Annotated in this window: 22 protein-coding genes; 9 read left to right on the top strand and 13 right to left on the bottom strand. The window is 65.8% G+C overall.

Features of this window, described 5'->3' with window-relative positions; translation table 11 throughout:
- Positions 1–15: 15 nt before the first annotated feature.
- The 5 genes from GobsT_RS23780 to GobsT_RS38085 all read right to left on the bottom strand — a co-directional run bounded on the left by GobsT_RS23780 (position 16) and on the right by GobsT_RS38085 (position 1,892).
- Positions 16–549 (bottom strand): transposase, encoded by a 534-nt coding sequence (locus tag GobsT_RS23780; protein ID WP_010038826.1) that lies wholly within the window; start codon positions 547–549, stop codon positions 16–18.
- Positions 550–574: 25 nt separating this feature from the next.
- Positions 575–724, bottom strand: coding sequence for a winged helix-turn-helix domain-containing protein (locus GobsT_RS23775; RefSeq protein ID WP_010038827.1), 150 nt, complete (start codon positions 722–724; stop codon positions 575–577).
- Between the two features lie 137 nt (positions 725–861).
- Positions 862–1,062 carry a hypothetical protein gene (locus GobsT_RS23770; protein ID WP_010038828.1) on the bottom strand — a complete coding sequence of 67 codons (201 nt, stop codon included), beginning with the start codon at positions 1,060–1,062 and terminating at the stop codon, positions 862–864.
- A 34-nt stretch (positions 1,063–1,096) separates the two neighbouring features.
- Positions 1,097–1,255 carry a hypothetical protein gene (locus tag GobsT_RS23765; protein WP_174263817.1) on the bottom strand — a complete coding sequence of 53 codons (159 nt, stop codon included), beginning with the start codon at positions 1,253–1,255 and terminating at the stop codon, positions 1,097–1,099.
- Between the two features lie 391 nt (positions 1,256–1,646).
- On the bottom strand, positions 1,647–1,892 hold the full coding sequence (locus GobsT_RS38085) for a hypothetical protein (RefSeq protein WP_010038831.1): 246 nt from the start codon (positions 1,890–1,892) through the stop codon (positions 1,647–1,649).
- Positions 1,893–1,979: 87 nt separating this feature from the next.
- Here GobsT_RS38085 and GobsT_RS23755 point away from each other — a divergent pair, with 87 nt between their 5' ends.
- Positions 1,980–2,804 carry an IS5 family transposase gene (locus GobsT_RS23755; protein ID WP_010038832.1) on the top strand — a complete coding sequence of 275 codons (825 nt, stop codon included), beginning with the start codon at positions 1,980–1,982 and terminating at the stop codon, positions 2,802–2,804.
- Positions 2,805–2,826: 22 nt separating this feature from the next.
- Here the strand turns inward: GobsT_RS23755 and GobsT_RS23750 are convergent, their stop codons facing one another.
- The 4 genes from GobsT_RS23750 to GobsT_RS23735 all read right to left on the bottom strand — a co-directional run bounded on the left by GobsT_RS23750 (position 2,827) and on the right by GobsT_RS23735 (position 6,088).
- Positions 2,827–3,654, bottom strand: coding sequence for a hypothetical protein (locus GobsT_RS23750; RefSeq protein ID WP_010038836.1), 828 nt, complete (start codon positions 3,652–3,654; stop codon positions 2,827–2,829).
- 195 nt (positions 3,655–3,849) lie between these two features.
- Complete coding sequence (locus GobsT_RS23745; protein WP_010038837.1) at positions 3,850–4,128, bottom strand: hypothetical protein; 279 nt, start codon at positions 4,126–4,128, stop codon at positions 3,850–3,852.
- Between the two features lie 428 nt (positions 4,129–4,556).
- Positions 4,557–5,534, bottom strand: a complete 978-nt coding sequence (locus tag GobsT_RS23740) for a DUF1559 domain-containing protein (RefSeq protein WP_010038845.1) — start codon at positions 5,532–5,534, stop codon at positions 4,557–4,559.
- A gap of 104 nt (positions 5,535–5,638) precedes the next feature.
- Positions 5,639–6,088, bottom strand: coding sequence for a hypothetical protein (locus tag GobsT_RS23735; protein WP_010038846.1), 450 nt, complete (start codon positions 6,086–6,088; stop codon positions 5,639–5,641).
- A gap of 586 nt (positions 6,089–6,674) precedes the next feature.
- Between GobsT_RS23735 and GobsT_RS23730 the strand changes: the two genes are divergently transcribed.
- The 8 genes from GobsT_RS23730 (at position 6,675) to GobsT_RS23695 (ending at position 12,831) form a co-directional block, all read left to right on the top strand.
- On the top strand, positions 6,675–7,277 hold the full coding sequence (locus tag GobsT_RS23730) for a hypothetical protein (RefSeq protein ID WP_010038847.1): 603 nt from the start codon (positions 6,675–6,677) through the stop codon (positions 7,275–7,277).
- Between the two features lie 828 nt (positions 7,278–8,105).
- Positions 8,106–8,567, top strand: coding sequence for a hypothetical protein (locus GobsT_RS23725; RefSeq protein ID WP_010038849.1), 462 nt, complete (start codon positions 8,106–8,108; stop codon positions 8,565–8,567).
- 542 nt (positions 8,568–9,109) lie between these two features.
- On the top strand, positions 9,110–9,745 hold the full coding sequence (locus tag GobsT_RS23720; protein WP_010038854.1) for a hypothetical protein: 636 nt from the start codon (positions 9,110–9,112) through the stop codon (positions 9,743–9,745).
- Positions 9,746–9,876: 131 nt separating this feature from the next.
- Positions 9,877–10,473: a DUF7691 family protein gene (locus tag GobsT_RS23715; RefSeq protein ID WP_010038855.1), complete on the top strand. Its 597-nt coding sequence runs from the start codon at positions 9,877–9,879 to the stop codon at positions 10,471–10,473.
- 556 nt (positions 10,474–11,029) lie between these two features.
- Positions 11,030–11,386: a hypothetical protein gene (locus tag GobsT_RS23710; protein WP_010038860.1), complete on the top strand. Its 357-nt coding sequence runs from the start codon at positions 11,030–11,032 to the stop codon at positions 11,384–11,386.
- A 111-nt stretch (positions 11,387–11,497) separates the two neighbouring features.
- Positions 11,498–11,926 (top strand): hypothetical protein, encoded by a 429-nt coding sequence (locus tag GobsT_RS23705; RefSeq protein ID WP_010038863.1) that lies wholly within the window; start codon positions 11,498–11,500, stop codon positions 11,924–11,926.
- Between the two features lie 105 nt (positions 11,927–12,031).
- Complete coding sequence (locus GobsT_RS23700; RefSeq protein ID WP_010038865.1) at positions 12,032–12,394, top strand: hypothetical protein; 363 nt, start codon at positions 12,032–12,034, stop codon at positions 12,392–12,394.
- 74 nt (positions 12,395–12,468) lie between these two features.
- Positions 12,469–12,831 carry an immunity protein Imm33 domain-containing protein gene (locus GobsT_RS23695; protein WP_010038868.1) on the top strand — a complete coding sequence of 121 codons (363 nt, stop codon included), beginning with the start codon at positions 12,469–12,471 and terminating at the stop codon, positions 12,829–12,831.
- Between the two features lie 49 nt (positions 12,832–12,880).
- Here GobsT_RS23695 and GobsT_RS23690 read toward each other — a convergent pair whose 3' ends face one another.
- The 4 genes from GobsT_RS23690 to GobsT_RS23675 form a co-directional block, all read right to left on the bottom strand.
- A complete protein-coding gene (locus GobsT_RS23690; protein ID WP_010038871.1) occupies positions 12,881–13,144 on the bottom strand; it encodes a transposase in 264 nt (87 codons plus the stop codon).
- Between the two features lie 12 nt (positions 13,145–13,156).
- Positions 13,157–13,390 carry a hypothetical protein gene (locus GobsT_RS23685; protein ID WP_010038874.1) on the bottom strand — a complete coding sequence of 78 codons (234 nt, stop codon included), beginning with the start codon at positions 13,388–13,390 and terminating at the stop codon, positions 13,157–13,159.
- Between the two features lie 63 nt (positions 13,391–13,453).
- Positions 13,454–13,957: a helix-turn-helix domain-containing protein gene (locus GobsT_RS23680; RefSeq protein WP_162542137.1), complete on the bottom strand. Its 504-nt coding sequence runs from the start codon at positions 13,955–13,957 to the stop codon at positions 13,454–13,456.
- Between the two features lie 42 nt (positions 13,958–13,999).
- Positions 14,000–14,731, bottom strand: coding sequence for a GAF domain-containing protein (locus GobsT_RS23675; protein ID WP_010038877.1), 732 nt, complete (start codon positions 14,729–14,731; stop codon positions 14,000–14,002).
- Between the last annotated feature and the right edge of the window lie 28 nt (positions 14,732–14,759).

Here is a 14,759-nt window from a genome sequence, read left to right as displayed (position 1 = left end):
GTCAGGTTCGATGGCCTAGTGTAACCCGACGGCCCCGGCGACGACGGCGGCGTGCTCGGTGAGCCTCTGGCACCGGGCGGTGAGTGTGGCGGTGAGGCCCTCGAGGGTGTCGAACACCCGGTTGGCCACGCCTTCACGGACGAGCGGCCATAGGTGCTCGGCCGGTTGCAGCTCCGGGGTGCGGGGCGGGGGCAGCCGGTGGAGCACTACGTTGGGCGGTATTACTAACGCCTTGGCCGTGTGCCCGCCCGACCCATCCACGATGAGCACCCGTACCTTACGTCGACCCGGGTCCGCCCACCCGGCAAAGTCTGCCGGGGCCTGAACCATGCACACGGCATTCGCTTTAGGCAGGACCAGGAACCGGCTGCGACCGCTGGTGGGGTGCCCGAACCCGTACACGAACACGGACTCGAACCGGTGCCGCCCGCTACTCGTGGGCCGTTTCCCGTGCAACGCCCACACCCGCCGGGCCACCGGCTTGAGCCCGAGCCGCAGCTCGTCCTCGCACCACAACTCCACGTCCTTGTCCGGGTTCTCACGCCGCAACGTCGTCAGCCGCTGGGCCAGCCCGTCAAAGCCACTCCTGTTGCTGCTCCCGTGTGGCCGCCTTGGGGTGCCGCGGGCGCGGCACCACCAGCCGGAACCCGAGTTCCTTGAGCCACTGCCATCCGGTCTGGTTCACCACCTCCACCCCGAACCGCTCGCGGACCCACACGGCCACCTTGGGGCCGGTCCCACCCCGTCCGGTGGGGATTTATGGAGCGCCGCCAACAGGGCCGCCTGCTGCGGCGGATCCAGCTTGTACCGGGTCCCATTGTCCCGCCGCCGGTCGGTCAGCCGGTCCGGGCCATGGGCGTTTTACCGCTTCAGGATGGCCGGCCCCCAAGCCGGGGTGAACCCGACCAGTTTGGCCGCCGCGGTCGCTGACATCGGGCGCTCCGGGCGGGACACCAGCCACACCACGTGCCAGCGGCTCTTCTCCGCGGCGTCCGAGCAGGTCCGATACCGCTCATCGATCTGTTCCACCGTCAGGTGCGAAGCTACCGGTAGTTGCGCCATGATTCACCCTCCACCCATTGGAGAGGGTTACGGATCAATCGGATTCGGTATCACACCCGAGCTGTTGGGCGATCTCTTCGTTCTTGAGACCATCGAACGCGAGCAGGATGATTTCCGCGCGGTGGGCCAACCCGCGCGCACACGACCGCGAAACGACCAGCGCTTGCAGCACCTGCTGCTGACGTTCGGTCATGACCGCCTTGGCTACCATCCCACGGCATGACATCTGCTCCGGCAGGACGATCTTGCGTCCGGTGGAGATGATGGCAAAGTAGGCCCTCGGTTGGAAGCCCGATTCAGCCGCGGTGATCTAGTTGCCACAAGTTGGGCGATCGCGGCTGTGTGCGCCGTGTAACAGCGCGGACCGGGGTTGTAGCACTCCCCGGCCCGCGGCCCGGTCGAGCAGATCGGGCGTCACATCGGAGGGACGGCTATACCATCGGTGCTGGTTCCGTGCAGTAGGGATGTCGCGAGGTGAACGTACGCTTAGGGAGATGCTGAACGTGTCCGAGAGCGGTCCGGTTGTGGGCGCCTGTGTTGGTTTGTGCCTTTGCGGCACAGGCATTCCTCAGTAGTTGCCACGGCTACGGCGTATTCGGTAGTTCGGTCGCTGCTGGGGTTTGCGCCATTGGTCCGGTGGTGGTGGTGGTGGTGGTGGTGGTGGTGGTGGTGGTGGTGGGTGTGAAGATGATGATCAGGTCCCAGCAGGTGGTGGCGAGTGTACCGGTGCTTTCGGTCATCCACCACGCGCGGATCAGCAGGCTCACCCCGACCAGGAGCAGCCGGTACATCGGGTCGTCGCTGGTGGTACGGGCCAGGCACTCGCCCAACTGGCGGTAGCTGGTCTCGATACCGAACCGGGTGCGGTAGTCTAAGTGACTGTCCCATATGTGGCGGTTGGGTGGGTAGAATGGTCCATGCGAACCCAATCCTACCCGAGCGACGTGACCGACGAGCAGTGGGGGCTCATCGAGCCACACATCCCCGTGTACCCCGGCGGCCGTCCCCGCACCACCGCCCTGCGGGACGTCACCGACGCGGTCTTCTACGTGCTGCGGACCGGTTGCCAGTGGCGGTACCGGCCCAAGGACTTCCCGCCCAAGTCCACGGTCGGGCGGTACTTCGACGAGTGGCGACACAACGGCACCCGCGACACGATCCATGACCTTCTCCGCAAAAAGGTCCGCACCGCCGAGAGGCCGTACTCGCCCCGGACGACCGCGAGCGTGGATAGCCAGTCGGTGGACACGACCTCCGGCGGCGAGGAGCGGGGCCGGGACAACGCCAAGAACGTGGACGGGCGGAAGCGGCACATCCTCGTGGATTCCATGGGGTTGCTGCTGGCCGTGCTGGTGACGGCCGCGAGCGTCGATGATGCCAAGGCGGCGGCCGAACTGTTCGGCCGGCTGGACGAGCAACCGATGGGGAAGGTGCGCCGGGTGTTCGCCGACCGCAAGTACCACAACTACGCCCTGTACGAGTGGGTCGAGACGAACGCCCGGTGGGAGCTGGTCATCGTCCGCCGCCCGGACGGGGCCAAGGGGTGGGTGAAGTTACCGCGGCGGTGGACGGTGGAGCGGACGTTCGCCTGGCTGGGGACGTGCCGGCGGTTGTCCAAGGACCGGGAGAAGACGGTGCGGTCGTCGGAGGCGTTCGTCAAGTTGGCCATGATCCACCTGATGCTCAACCGGCTTGAGCCGAAAGGGGGCGACGCCGAGTTTCAATACCACACGGTGGCATAAATCTCACATATGGGACAGTCACTTACACCACCCGGGGCAACCGGTCGAACCCGTCGGAGCACGCGAACACGAGCGGCCGCCGGCCGTCGGGTCCGGGCACCACCGCCACCCGCACGGTGGCCGAATCGGCCCGGCACTTGCGGCACCGGATGGTGTGCTCGAACCACCCCCGGGTGCCGCGCCGGAACAACGGCTGCACCGCCTTGCCGCGCCGCACCATCGGGATGATGAACCGGAGCGGGCGTCGGGCCAGCGCGTTGGCCACCCGGGCCGAGTAGAACCCGCGGTCCAGGAGCACGTACCGGACCTTCACCCCGGCCCACCCGAGCTGGGCCCGGAGCCGCTCTCCCCGGGCGTCAGGTGTGTCCCCGGGGCGCATCGCGGTGAGCCCCAGGGTGTGCCGGTGACCGGGCACCAGGGCCACCGCCGTGGCGTACCCCCAGAACCACTTGGCCCCGTCCTTGGGTTTGCCCCCGACCACTCCGGGTGTGTTCTCGTAGTCCCCGTAGAACGGCCGCGGGTGGGTGCCGATGGCGATCGGGATCGGGTGCTCCTGGAACGACCGCGGGAGGTGCCGACGGAACCCGGCCGCCAGGTACCGTTCCAGGGTGTCCCGGTCCCGCGGCAGATCCCCGGCCAGGGCCTTGCGGACCGTCTCCCGGCCCACGGCGGCGACCCGCCGGGCGACCGCCGAGAGGGCCACCCGCAGGGCCGACGCGACCAGCAGGCACCGGGCCACCGCCACCCGGGTCACCGACGGACCGTCGGTCAAGTGCAGCACGTCGGCCAACGCGCCCGCCCAGGCGTGTTGGCTCCGCACCGCGACGGCGGTACATCGGGAACGGCGCATGGCGAACTCCGCTCAATGGGTTGGCAGCACAAACCATTGTCAAGGAAACTCATGCGCCGCTCAACCACCGTGGCAACTACTGATTCCTGCCTGTCCGATCTTGGGGCGCCGTACAGACAGGCATGCCTGTGCCACAAGAAACAGACACAACCAGCCGGATCGTGAATAAAACCGGTTGCGTGCCGAGGGTACGCGTCAGGCGGAAAATGTTTCGAGGGGAACGTCGACCCGCCCGTTACGAATCATGAGGTGCCGGACCGTCGGGGGGGCGGAGCCAAGGGCATCAATCCAAATGCGGACGTGCCCGCCTTCCGGAGAGCGGGACGGGGTCACCGCCCACGCGGCACCGCCGTGGAACCGCAACAGCCACGCCTCGACACGGATCGCAAGCAATCCCGGGCTGTTCCATGCCTCACCGCGGATGCTCTGCAGCCAGGCATCGATGTCAGCGAGCAACTGCTCGTGCGGGTTCATGGTACTGCCTCAACTCCCGTTGACAGGTTGTCAAGAGATGTAAAGAAGCTTACCGACAGGTGCCCCCAGATTGCCAAAGGGGAAACCCTAGTTCGATATGGATCTGGTAATCGTACGTTTTGTTTATTTTGTTAACATGAATTTGATTTTTGCACCGCCCGCTACTCGGTTTTGCTACGCGGCTGGCGTAGCCGCGGTGCTGGCCGCTGTGAGGAGATGTGCTGGTGCGTTACCGCCGGCCGGGCGACGTGAACATGGAGGCGGCTGCGCTGATCGGCCGGGTGAAGCTGGCGCAGTGGCGTGAACTGCTGTGCCGGAGGCGAACGGCGAACTTTTCCGTTTGATTTGCCCATTCAAACGGATACGGGCCGGGAGCACCCCGGCCCGCTTGGGCTCTGGCGATATCAACTTTCTCCACAGGCCGCTTCTTACTGCAGCGGCAGCGTTTCGCCCCCTTGCGAACTCCCGGCGGCGCGCCAGGTCGGCAGGTCGATGCTGTTGCTCACGAACCGCACGCTCCCGTCGCAGAGGGCCACGTTGATGCCGCCCGTGTGCCGCGACCGGGCGACGAGCTGCCGCGGCAGCGCGTTGACGTCGCTCGTCGTGGTGCAGGGGTACAGGGCGTTGCCCGGGCCGCACCCCGCGCCGGTGATCACGTCGGTCGAGCTGCTGCTGTTCGGCAGTTGGAACGTGGTGAAGCCGGCCGAGCCGCCCCACCAGAGGAAGCCCCGGTAGTCGCCCGACCCGCCCGGCGCTTGCAGGATCTCGGCGATGGCGAGGGTGTTACTGGTGCCGTCGGAAATGCTGGCGATGGTGTACTGCTTGCCGGTCTGGGCGTACCCCGCGTCGTTGTTGTTGGCCACGTTGGAGGGGTCGCCGTAGAAGCCGAACGGCGCGCCGCCGAACGTGGTGCAGCCGGTGCCGATGGTGGTCCCGCCGGTGCAGCCGTTCGGGATGTTCTGCTGGTACAAGCTCGTGTTGCCCGCGTTGAGGACGTAGCTGTGCAGGGTGTTGCTGCCGACGAGGCCCGGGGTGTCGCTCGGGCAGGTCAGCGTTTTCAGGCGGGTCTGAACCACGGTGGCGTTGCTCCCGTAGTTGGCGACGCCGAAGTTCGGCTGCGCGAGGGCGTACAGGCTCTGCTGCTCGATGAACGGCATGGCCGGGACGATCCACGTGCCGGCGCAGCAGCCGCCCGGCTGGCTCACCCCCGGGAGGAACTTCTGGTACGTGCTTTCGTAGTTCATGTTCGCGAGCGAGAGCTGCTTCATGTTGTTCTGGCAGCTCATCCGGGCGGCGGCCTCGCGGACCTTCTGCACGGCCGGCAGAAGGAGCCCGATGAGAATGGCGATGATGGCGATGACGACGAGCAGTTCGATTAGCGTGAACGCACTTCGGTGAGCACGCATCGAGCACCTCCTGGAAAAAAGGACGCAACGGATAGAGGGAGGGCATGGGCGAAGTTGGCCCCGCGCTCCCCGGCCGAGGGCCGTGGGCGCGGCGGCCGGGCGGATCACTTGATGTCGAAGTCGAATTTGTTCGGCCCGTCGGCCTTGATTTCCACTTGCTGCTTCGACTTCCCGCCCCATTCCGGGGGAATGGTCGGCTTCTTCGTTTCCGATTTGTTGCTGCCGGGCAGGTTGCTGCCGCTCGGGGTCAGCGGGGCGTTGGGGTCCACCGGCTTGTTCTCCTCGCCGCTCGTCGAGACGCGCACCAGGTACATCCCCGGCTGGAGGCCGTTCGCCGCGCTGATCGAGAAGTTGCTGCCGACCAGAACAGCGGACGCGGACGTGTTCTGCTTCTCCAGCGGTTCGAACAGGACCACCCCGTCCGCGAGCGGAACGCCCTTGACCGAGACGCTACCAGAAACCGAGACTTTGCCGGCGGTCTTGCTGTTACCAGAGCACCCGACGAGCGCGGGCAGACCGAGAAGGAGCAGCCCGACGGCACAACAGCGCAGCATGGGACCCTCTAGAAGGGCGAGTGACGTTAAAAAGTAATAGATCAAGTGTTTGGAACTTTGTCTTAACTGCGGCCGAATGTCAGAAGGGCGAGCTTGTTGAAGCGGTCATCTGCGAGAGAGGGCGAGGGCGGGTCAAAACTTATCTATAGGAATGAAATGTGAAGAAGCAGTGAGGAGGGCAACCCTGATTCGGGTGGACCGGCCCGTCCTCGTTGGCTTCGACACGCCTTTTGCAACGGCTGGGACGGTTGGTGCGGTTTCGTGCTTTTGCGCCCCCGCTAATCTCATCTGTTTCCACCGGCACAACCCCGCAAACCGGCCGCGCAAGTTGCTCCGGCAAGACGCCGACAAATCTGGCGTGCGAACACGGGCGGCGTGTGGCCCGCGTGGGACCAGTTATCGGCGGGGCGTTGGTGAGGGTGCGGACGGCGGTGGGTGAAGCGTGAAGGGGCACCCTGGGACGGGCCAAGAGGCGCGGGTCACTTCCCGCGAAAACAGTTCGCGGGGCGGCACAGATCCGGTATCGTTAGCTTGTCCGTTGTCTCGGTTTCGCTTCCCATTCCCATTCTGTTCGGAGGGCGTCTTAATGGCGATCCGTGTTCTGTTCTTAACCGGCTGGCTACTGCTCGGCGTCGGCGCCGCAGTCGCTCACTGGTTCGGGCCGGGGGTGGACGGGCGGAAGCTCGACCTCGCCGCCCGACACCTCCGCACCGCTGAGAAGGCGGTCGCGGCCGAAGACTACTCTTCGGCGGTCGAAGAGTTCGGCCTGGCGCTGAAGGCCCTCCCGGAAGGGCGGGGGGCCGAGGCGCGCAAAATTCGGTTGGAGAAGGCGAAGGCCCAGATGCTCGCGAGGCAGCTCCCGGAGGCCCACAGCGAACTCCGTACCCTGGTGGACGAGATGGCTGCGGACGGGGGCGCAGATCCGAAGGTACTGGCCGACGCCCGGTCCGCTCAGGCCAACAGCCAGTACTACATGACCTGGCTGATGCGGCTCGAGGGGCAGAACCGCGACGTGTGGGAGCCGGAAATCGAGTCCTCCCGGCAGACCTACAGGCTGTTAGCCGAGCAGGCGGACAAGCGGGGCGACGCGACCGCGGCGGCCAAGCACCGCGAGGACCTGGAGTCGTCCATCCGGCTCGCCCGGCTCGAACTGTCCGAACTGCAGGGCTTACCGCTTCCCTCGCAGTGACAGGGCTGTGGCAGCGGCCGGTCCGGTCGCAATCCTGGTAAGAAGAGTGGCCCTCCTAAACAGAACGACATCCGCAGCGCCGGCGGCGCTCCGCCGATCGATGACAGTGGGCACTGAGCCGAGACACCGGAGCCCCGGCGGGCCGGTGCAGTACCGACCCGCCTTTCGGACTTGCCAACACGTCCATCACCGCAGACGACCCGCATCTCTTGATCTTTCGGTCCTCCCAGGTCCGCTCATCACCTCGGTCTAAAGTCGCCGATCACCTAGCATATTCGGTAACAACGTTCCGTTCGCCACGTTTTGCCTTGTTTCGGTTTTACACACCGTCTGCCACTGCGTCGGGTACTGCTTCCCGTCCCGCCTGGTTACCTTTGGCGGTTCTGTGGGCGGAACAGGCGCCGCTAGGAAGGAGCGAAGAAGCCGGCGGGTGCATCGGGGGCCTGTGCAGAACGCCGGGTTGGTGCCAGTTAGAACGGATGCTCCACCTGCTCGAATATCGCTGCGAACTTGGGTGTGGGGCGTCCCCACCGCAGTCGCACTCTCCGGGGGCTCGTCACGTTAGCCCTGAACTGCGCGACTCAGGCGGTACGAATTTCTTTGCCCGATGGCGGCGCCCTCAATCGAGCAATCGCGCCCGCTCACAGCTTGGCGCCTCGGTGGCGTGCTGATCTAATCACATTCGAGCTGTCGGAGCGGGACATCGAGTTCAGCCCCGATCGCGTGCAGCGCGCGGGCGAGATGGTCCCGTGTTTAGTGTGCGATGTCTCACGAGCTAGCAGTAGTTTTGGCGTAAGAGGCGTTGGGCCTTTCGTAGCAGGAGCGAACGTGCGCATTTTCATTGCCGTCGCGGCACTCACCATCTCGTGCGTCACGCGCGGCGTGTACGCGGATGTTCCCCGAGAGTTCTCCGCCGAAGCCCTTCTCCTCCCCACGCCCCCTCAGGAGGTGGCGGCCGGGACGTTCGAGCAGTGTCAACGGGAGGTCGCGGAGAAGCCCGGAACAATCACGTACTCTCGCGTGGAGTACGACAAGAAGGTGTTCTGGGTGATCGATACCCACACCGGCATTGGGAACTCCTACAAGAAAGTCGCCGTCTACTCACCCAAAAAAGATGGGACGTTCCGGCGGTGCCTGTTGGCGGACCTGGAAGGAGTCGTCCATCTCGCCGTGGCGGTGGACCCAAGGACCGGAATGTTGGAGTTGCGGGAACAGGCCAACAGCCCCCTCAAAGGGGCGGTGATACTGTCCTTCAACCTGAATGTCGCCGGTACTGGCATGTCACCGTGAGGCCGAACCCGGCCCTGTACCGGACCGCTGTGGAGTGCGGAGTTTTTAACCCGTGTCGCAACGTGTGTAGCCGGTGATCTGATTGTTCGGCACAGAGAGGTTTCCTGAATGTCGGATCGGAGCCGGAGTCGAACGGGCGGGTTGTCGCCCGCCGCGCAATCGGTGGTCTGCGCCTTGGTCGTGATGCCCCTGGCCGAGGCCGCCGTCTGGGCCGTTTTGCGAGCGGTTGGCGGCGAGGCTGGGGCAATGGTCCTGGCGGGCGTCGGGGGCGGCACGTTCTGCGGGGTATACGCTTTTGGCCCGACCCGCTGGTTGGCCGATCCGGACATCGCGGGCTGGTTCGGACGGGATTATCCGCTGGCCGCGCGGGCTATCTGCGGCTGCGGTGCCGCTCTTGGCTTTGGAGGGGCCGCAATCGGTCTGTTCGGTGGCTGAGGGCGGCGAACTCAAACCGGCGCCGCGCCTGACACCGATCGCGGTATTGGGACGCATTGCCGCTCGGGATGTTGCGGTACAGGGGTGCTGTTTGTTCGTAGGATAATATGTCTGTCATCGCGGACATCGGCGCCGTCCTGCGGCTGACGCCACAGGACGATTTGGTGATCGCTTCAAGCGACGGTGTTTACAACGTTTGCAAGGACGAAACGCCGTTCTACTTCCAGGTGAAAGGCCATCTCTTCGACGGGCAACTCTTCTACGGGCTGTTCGGTCCAGTCTTGAGCGGACCGTCTCGGTACCGAGGATTGATTTGCAACATTCTGGTTCGGACGGACGCAACAAATTGGAACAACGAGGTCCGGAGTCAGGTCAATTTCAAAGTCGGTCGCGGTGCCGTGACGAGAAACCATCGCGAACATTTTGGCCATCCGGATGGCACGCGCCTGGAAGGGCCTTCCATCTCACGATTCGGACTCGTTGAAGTGGTTAACCCGGCGGAGGCGAAAGACGCACCGCAACTGGCCGTTACAGTTCGTCCTACGGCCGGCCCCGACACGTTCTCTGAGGTCGAGTTGGTTGGCACGTGCCCTGGGTTGGTGTGGCTGGCGGAACAGATCCTGCGGGTGGCCCGCGCCGAGCCGGCGCAGCACACGCACCTGGACGCCGAGACGTGCGGACCGGTGTACGTCTCGCCCGATGGGTGGCGGCTCACCGTCTCGCGGCTGGAGCGGCTACGGTGAGCGCGGCATGCCGAACCCCCCCGCTACACCTGACACCGCCGTTGGGCTTGTGACGCACCGCTCATCCGGTGATGGCGGTGCGGTTGAGTTGTTTATGCGGCGTTGAAGCCGCGGACCGAGGAGAGCTTTACGTGAGCCAGGGTCTGACGGCGTACCTGGTGCCTCGTGATGAGGTTCTGGCCGCTCCCGGGAGCGGGGATCGCGAGCTTGTCACGGATATCCTGGAGTCGTTCGCCGAGGACATCGAGCAACTCGACAGCGACTTCGAGACCGGCGACCCCGATTGCTGGGAGGGGCCGACCGCTGCCGGGGCGGTGGCCGAGCTGATCGGCAGCCGCCCGAGCATGGACGAGGATGACGCCGGGCTGTACGCCACCGCGTTCGAGCTGGTGTGCCGGTACTACGGTGCGTGGGCCAGCAACAACTACTTCAGTCCCTGCCGGGTGGAGTGGTTCAATCGCCTGGACGGTATTCTTACGGCCGGTGGTGTGCCGCTGTCGCTCGTCAATCTGTGGTGCATCGCGCCACCTCTCCGACCGCCGTGGGACCGGCTGCTGGAGTTCGGCCATTGGTCGGCGGGTGCCATGCTCGCGGCATCAGCCCCGCTCGGCCGGCTGCTGCCGACGGTGGCCGACGCCGAGGAGCGGGCGGCACTCGTTACCGTGGCCGGCTGGTTACGGGCGGCGGAGGCGGCGCCCGGTTCGATCTTGGTCGGCTTCTTCCGGTGAGGCGGTCGCGCCGAACCCGGCTCTGCTTCGGACCGCGATTGAATACGTTGTTTCTAGCACCGAGCGCGTGGCCCCGCGGCCGGTGACCTGTTTGTCGGCCCCGGAGTCTTCGTCGAGTGAATGTCTTCGATAAGGTCTGTGCCTCGCTGGCGTTCGTGCTCGGTGCCTTCTTCCTCGTGACGGGAGTGGTCGGGGCCGTCCTTGGGTGTCGCGCGCACTTCACCCTGCCGCCGGTCGTCGGGGCCTTGCCCGCGTTTGTCGGGTGGGGAATCGTGCGAGCGGTATACCTGGCGTGGCGCCGGCGTCCCGTCCGGCCACCGGATCAGTGGCCGGACGGGTTCCGCCCGCTTCCCGACCGGCTGGGGACTACGGGCCAAGGGGCAGGCGGCTCAGCCGAACCCGGCGCTACACCCGATACCGCCAGGTAGTGTGGATGGACTCGCTCCATTTTAAGTGCAGTGCCGGTGAGCTTACTGGTTGTTAGGTCATCAGAGGGCGTGCCGTGGCGAATGCGTTGACGAAGCCGATTGCGCCTCCTCGGCCGAGTGGCGCGCCCATGCCACTCGCCGCCGGTGCGGCGATCATTGGTGGTGGATGGCTGCTGACGGTGGTGTTCGTGAGTGCGGTCTTGCCTCGATTCGTTCGCGTGTTCGACAAACTCGCGGCCACCGGCGTCGAAATGCCTGTGCTGACTCGTATGCTCATGCCACTCGGGCGGTTCGGCGCCGGACCGGCCGCGATGATCGGCACCGGGGCCGTTGCGCTGTTGGTCGTCGTGTACGCCGGCTGGGTCCGGGCGCGGCTGCCCGGCGGGCGGATCATCCCGGCGTTGGCCGTTGCAGCCGTTGGGGTGATGACGTTCATCGTGTGCGTCGCGGCGGTTCTCTTGCCCGCAATTATTCCGTCAGATTGAATCTCCGGTGCGAACCGGGCGCCGCACCAGACCGCGGGAGAGTACGTACTTCGTGACCGGGTCGCGTTGTGCGTGGCCGGTGAGACTGATGCTCGATAAATGGAGGGTTGAATGGATGGTGATGAAGCGAAGCCGTGGAAGCGGTCGCGGGATGACACCGACGAGCGTCCGCTGGTCGATCGCGCCGCCGCACTCCGCCGGGTCAAACCGCCGGCCATCGCGCTGATGCTGGTCGGGCTCATCAACAGCGGGTTGGGCGTGTTCATCGCCGTCATGGCGTTCGTGGTGGGTGGGATGAACTTGGGCGGAGCGGAAGGTGTCATCGGTCTGTTCCACGCGCTGGCCGGGCTCGTCACCTTCGCCGGCGGTCTCAACCTGCTCCGCTTGGATGCCTACGGGCTCGCGCGCACCGGGAGCATCACTGCGATGGTGCCGTGCGTCTCCCCGCGCCTGATCCTCGGGCTGCCCATCGGCGTCTGGGCGTTGGTCACCGCCGGCAGCCCGGACGTTCGCGGCGCGTTCCGTGACCGGAAGGCGTAGAGTCCGAACCCGCCGCGGCACCGCACCGCTGCACAGAGCTTGCTTCTCGCACCGATTGCGATGCGCGGCCGCTGTGCTGTTTGTTCATCCAAGAAGAGGGCGCGGATGGTGGAAGCGTACCTGTCGTACCTCGGCGATCATGCCGTGATGACCGCGATGGTCTTCTTCGTCGGCCGAGCCCTGCGGCGGGGCATCGGGGCCGAGTCCGAGGCCCGCCGCATCCACGGCCGGTACGTGTTCTGGTGGGCGGTTGGTGCGGTCGCCGTCGGCGGGCCGCTTGGGCCGCTGGTGGCGGGCGCCGACCTGCCCAACGGGGCGATCGGGTTCGACCTGTTTTGCTTGCTTGGCGGGTTGCTGGCGGGCACACTGCACGGGGCGATCGTGCTGGCCGTCCGTCCTCCGCAGCCCTCGGTTGCGGGAGACTCGGACGCCGAACGAGTCGCAGCACCAAACCGGCGGGGCTTGTAGGCTTTCTGGAACGTGTTGCTCGCTCGTGCCCAGCCGGCAGGTCAGCTTTATTTTCGTCGGCGGAGGGCAAAGAGGTGGAGCCGCTGCAAGAACTGCAACAGCGTATCTGCCGCACCTACGGAGCAGGGTTCGAGCCGCCCGCGCCGGGATCGAAGGTCGGGCTCGCCATCCCGACGCTCGATCGCATCCCGATCCACGGCGTCCGGCTGGCCCCGACCGACACAACGTGCGGATGGTACATCTACGCCGGCGGCGAGTGGTCGGACGCCGCCGACTTCTACCAGCCGTTGTGCGTCGAGCACATGGCAGATTACTGCCGCCTCGCCGTCCCGTTCCTCGGCCTGCCGCCGGGCTGGCGGTTTATGATAGACGGCCAAGGCTTCATCGACGTTTGGCAAGACGCCGAACCCGGCGCGCCTGCTGACACCGCCGTCTGATTTGGGATGCACCGCTGTTCGGGTTGTGGCGTTGCAAGCGAGATATACTTTACTCGGTCAGGAGTGAGACATCTTCGAACTCCTGGAATTGGAGTGTCATGAGCGCGGCCAACGGTTCGGCGTGGGCGGTGGTCAGTTGGCTCAGCGTGTCCTCGATGGCGGCCCTGAAGGTGGCGAAGTTGGGACGGTACTTGCCGTAAACGCTCCTGCGTTTGAGGAGCCGTCGGAGGCGTTCGATGAGGTTCAGGTTGTGCGAATAGCTGGGCAGGTACAACAGGGTGATTGACAACTCGGCCGCCCGCGCCTGCACCACCTTGTTCCGCTCTTAGCGCGCGTTGTCCAGCACGACCGTGACCGGGCCGACCGACCCGAGGGCCGCAATCTTGCGGAGTAGCTCGCACATGGTATCGGTGTTCACTACCGTCGTGTTGGTGACCGACACGCATGTCCGGGTGACCGCGTTCCACGCGCCCCGCACGTTGAACCGCTGACGCCCACTCGCGGCCCGAACGAACACCCGCAGGATCGACCACCGGCAACACAGGTACGTCCCGTACACGCAGTGGTCGCGTCCACGAACTACACGTGCCCACGCCCGGCGACGGCCGCATCCAAGCCGGCCTCAGTTGCGTGCCGAGGAACCCGCGCTGGGTCGCGAAGTGCTCGGCGAGCGCTTTTTGGGGGGATCGGGATCGCCCGAACGCGCATCGCTGAACCCCAGTCCGGCCAAGAACACGCGGGATTGAGTCGGCTGGCGACGGATCCCGGTCAGCTGCTCGATCCGGTCGGCCGTCTGGGCGGTGGTTCGAACCGGGTTGGCCGTGAGGGACGCTCGGACCACGTCGGAATGGGTGGCTAAGGCGCTGACCGGGCCGGTGACGCCCCATCGGCGGAGCCCGTCGAGTCTGCCGTCCTTGTACGTCCGGACGTACCGCTGGACGGTCGCTCGCCCGAGTCCGGTAACGGTTGCGGCTCGCTCGCGGGTATCGCCGTGGTGGAGCACCCACAACACCATCATCTTGCAGCGGACGTCCGTGTCACGCTCGGCGTTGACGGTCCGTTGCTCATCCTCGGTCCGCGCGATGTGGAACCAAGCCAACGGGACGGCTCCGGCGGGCGGGTTCACCTGATCGACCGACCCAGACCAACGACGACGGAAATGGATCATTCACCGCCGGCCGGCGCTTATCTGGTCCAGCCCTTCGGGGCTCAGCCCGTGGGTGACGTGTACTCCGTAACACAACTCGAGGAGTTCCTCGATTGCCACCCACCGACCTCCTATTTCGAACCGCTTCGTAAGGAAACACATCCGCACGAGATCGCCCGGCGCAGCCGGCTTAACCGTGTCACGCAGGCGCGCGTTTTCACCCTCCAAGAAGCTCGCAACCCCTAGCGCTTTGTTCACTTCGGCCTGCGATTCGAGGTATTCAAGAGCCAAGGCGGTCGAGTCCGCGAGCGACTGAAGCCACCGCACTTCGGTGGCCGTCGGGCGGGCCGTGTCAGCCCAGTACACGGCCAGTGCCCCAACCGGGCCGAGCGAGCGAATCGGGACCACTGCCAAACTCTTCACGAACGTCGGTCGGTACGCGTCGTGCGGGATCCGGTCGTCGGCATAAATGTCAGGGATCAGAGCCGGCTGGCGGTTGAGCATCACCCACCCGCTGATACAGGCCTCGAGCGGGAACCGCTTGCCCTTCCACAGCGGGGCGATGGCGTCTTCGTCGACGTAGTAGCACTTGTCCCCGTCGCGCAGAACGAAGCACGCCCCGTCGGCGCCGGTGAGGCGCCGGGCCGCGACCTTCGCGATGTCTGTGATCTCGGCCAGCGAGCGGACCGATGAGAGGCGCTGGACCACCTCGAGCAAGCAGTCCGTTTGGTCGAGCCGGGGGAGAGCGTTCACGGTTGGTCCTCCGACCGAGACATCCGAT

Origin of the sequence: Gemmata obscuriglobus (assembly GCF_008065095.1) — a bacterium.
Lineage (GTDB): Bacteria > Planctomycetota > Planctomycetia > Gemmatales > Gemmataceae > Gemmata > Gemmata obscuriglobus.
Note: the sequence above shows the minus strand (reverse complement) of the source record. Positions and strands in the feature narration are given on the sequence as shown.

Coding starts and splice junctions, on each gene's coding strand:
- GobsT_RS23700 (WP_010038865.1), top strand. CDS start 12,032: ATGGTGGAAGCGTACCTGTCGTACCTCGGCGATCATGCCGTGATGACC.
- GobsT_RS23710 (WP_010038860.1), top strand. CDS start 11,030: ATGCCACTCGCCGCCGGTGCGGCGATCATTGGTGGTGGATGGCTGCTG.
- GobsT_RS23745 (WP_010038837.1), bottom strand. CDS start 4,128: ATGAACCCGCACGAGCAGTTGCTCGCTGACATCGATGCCTGGCTGCAG.
- GobsT_RS23750 (WP_010038836.1), bottom strand. CDS start 3,654: ATGCGCCGTTCCCGATGTACCGCCGTCGCGGTGCGGAGCCAACACGCC.
- GobsT_RS23740 (WP_010038845.1), bottom strand. CDS start 5,534: ATGCGTGCTCACCGAAGTGCGTTCACGCTAATCGAACTGCTCGTCGTC.
- GobsT_RS23705 (WP_010038863.1), top strand. CDS start 11,498: ATGGATGGTGATGAAGCGAAGCCGTGGAAGCGGTCGCGGGATGACACC.
- GobsT_RS23735 (WP_010038846.1), bottom strand. CDS start 6,088: ATGCTGCGCTGTTGTGCCGTCGGGCTGCTCCTTCTCGGTCTGCCCGCG.
- GobsT_RS23765 (WP_174263817.1), bottom strand. CDS start 1,255: ATGACCGAACGTCAGCAGCAGGTGCTGCAAGCGCTGGTCGTTTCGCGG.
- GobsT_RS23720 (WP_010038854.1), top strand. CDS start 9,110: ATGTCTGTCATCGCGGACATCGGCGCCGTCCTGCGGCTGACGCCACAG.
- GobsT_RS23770 (WP_010038828.1), bottom strand. CDS start 1,062: ATGGCGCAACTACCGGTAGCTTCGCACCTGACGGTGGAACAGATCGAT.
- GobsT_RS23730 (WP_010038847.1), top strand. CDS start 6,675: ATGGCGATCCGTGTTCTGTTCTTAACCGGCTGGCTACTGCTCGGCGTC.
- GobsT_RS23755 (WP_010038832.1), top strand. CDS start 1,980: ATGCGAACCCAATCCTACCCGAGCGACGTGACCGACGAGCAGTGGGGG.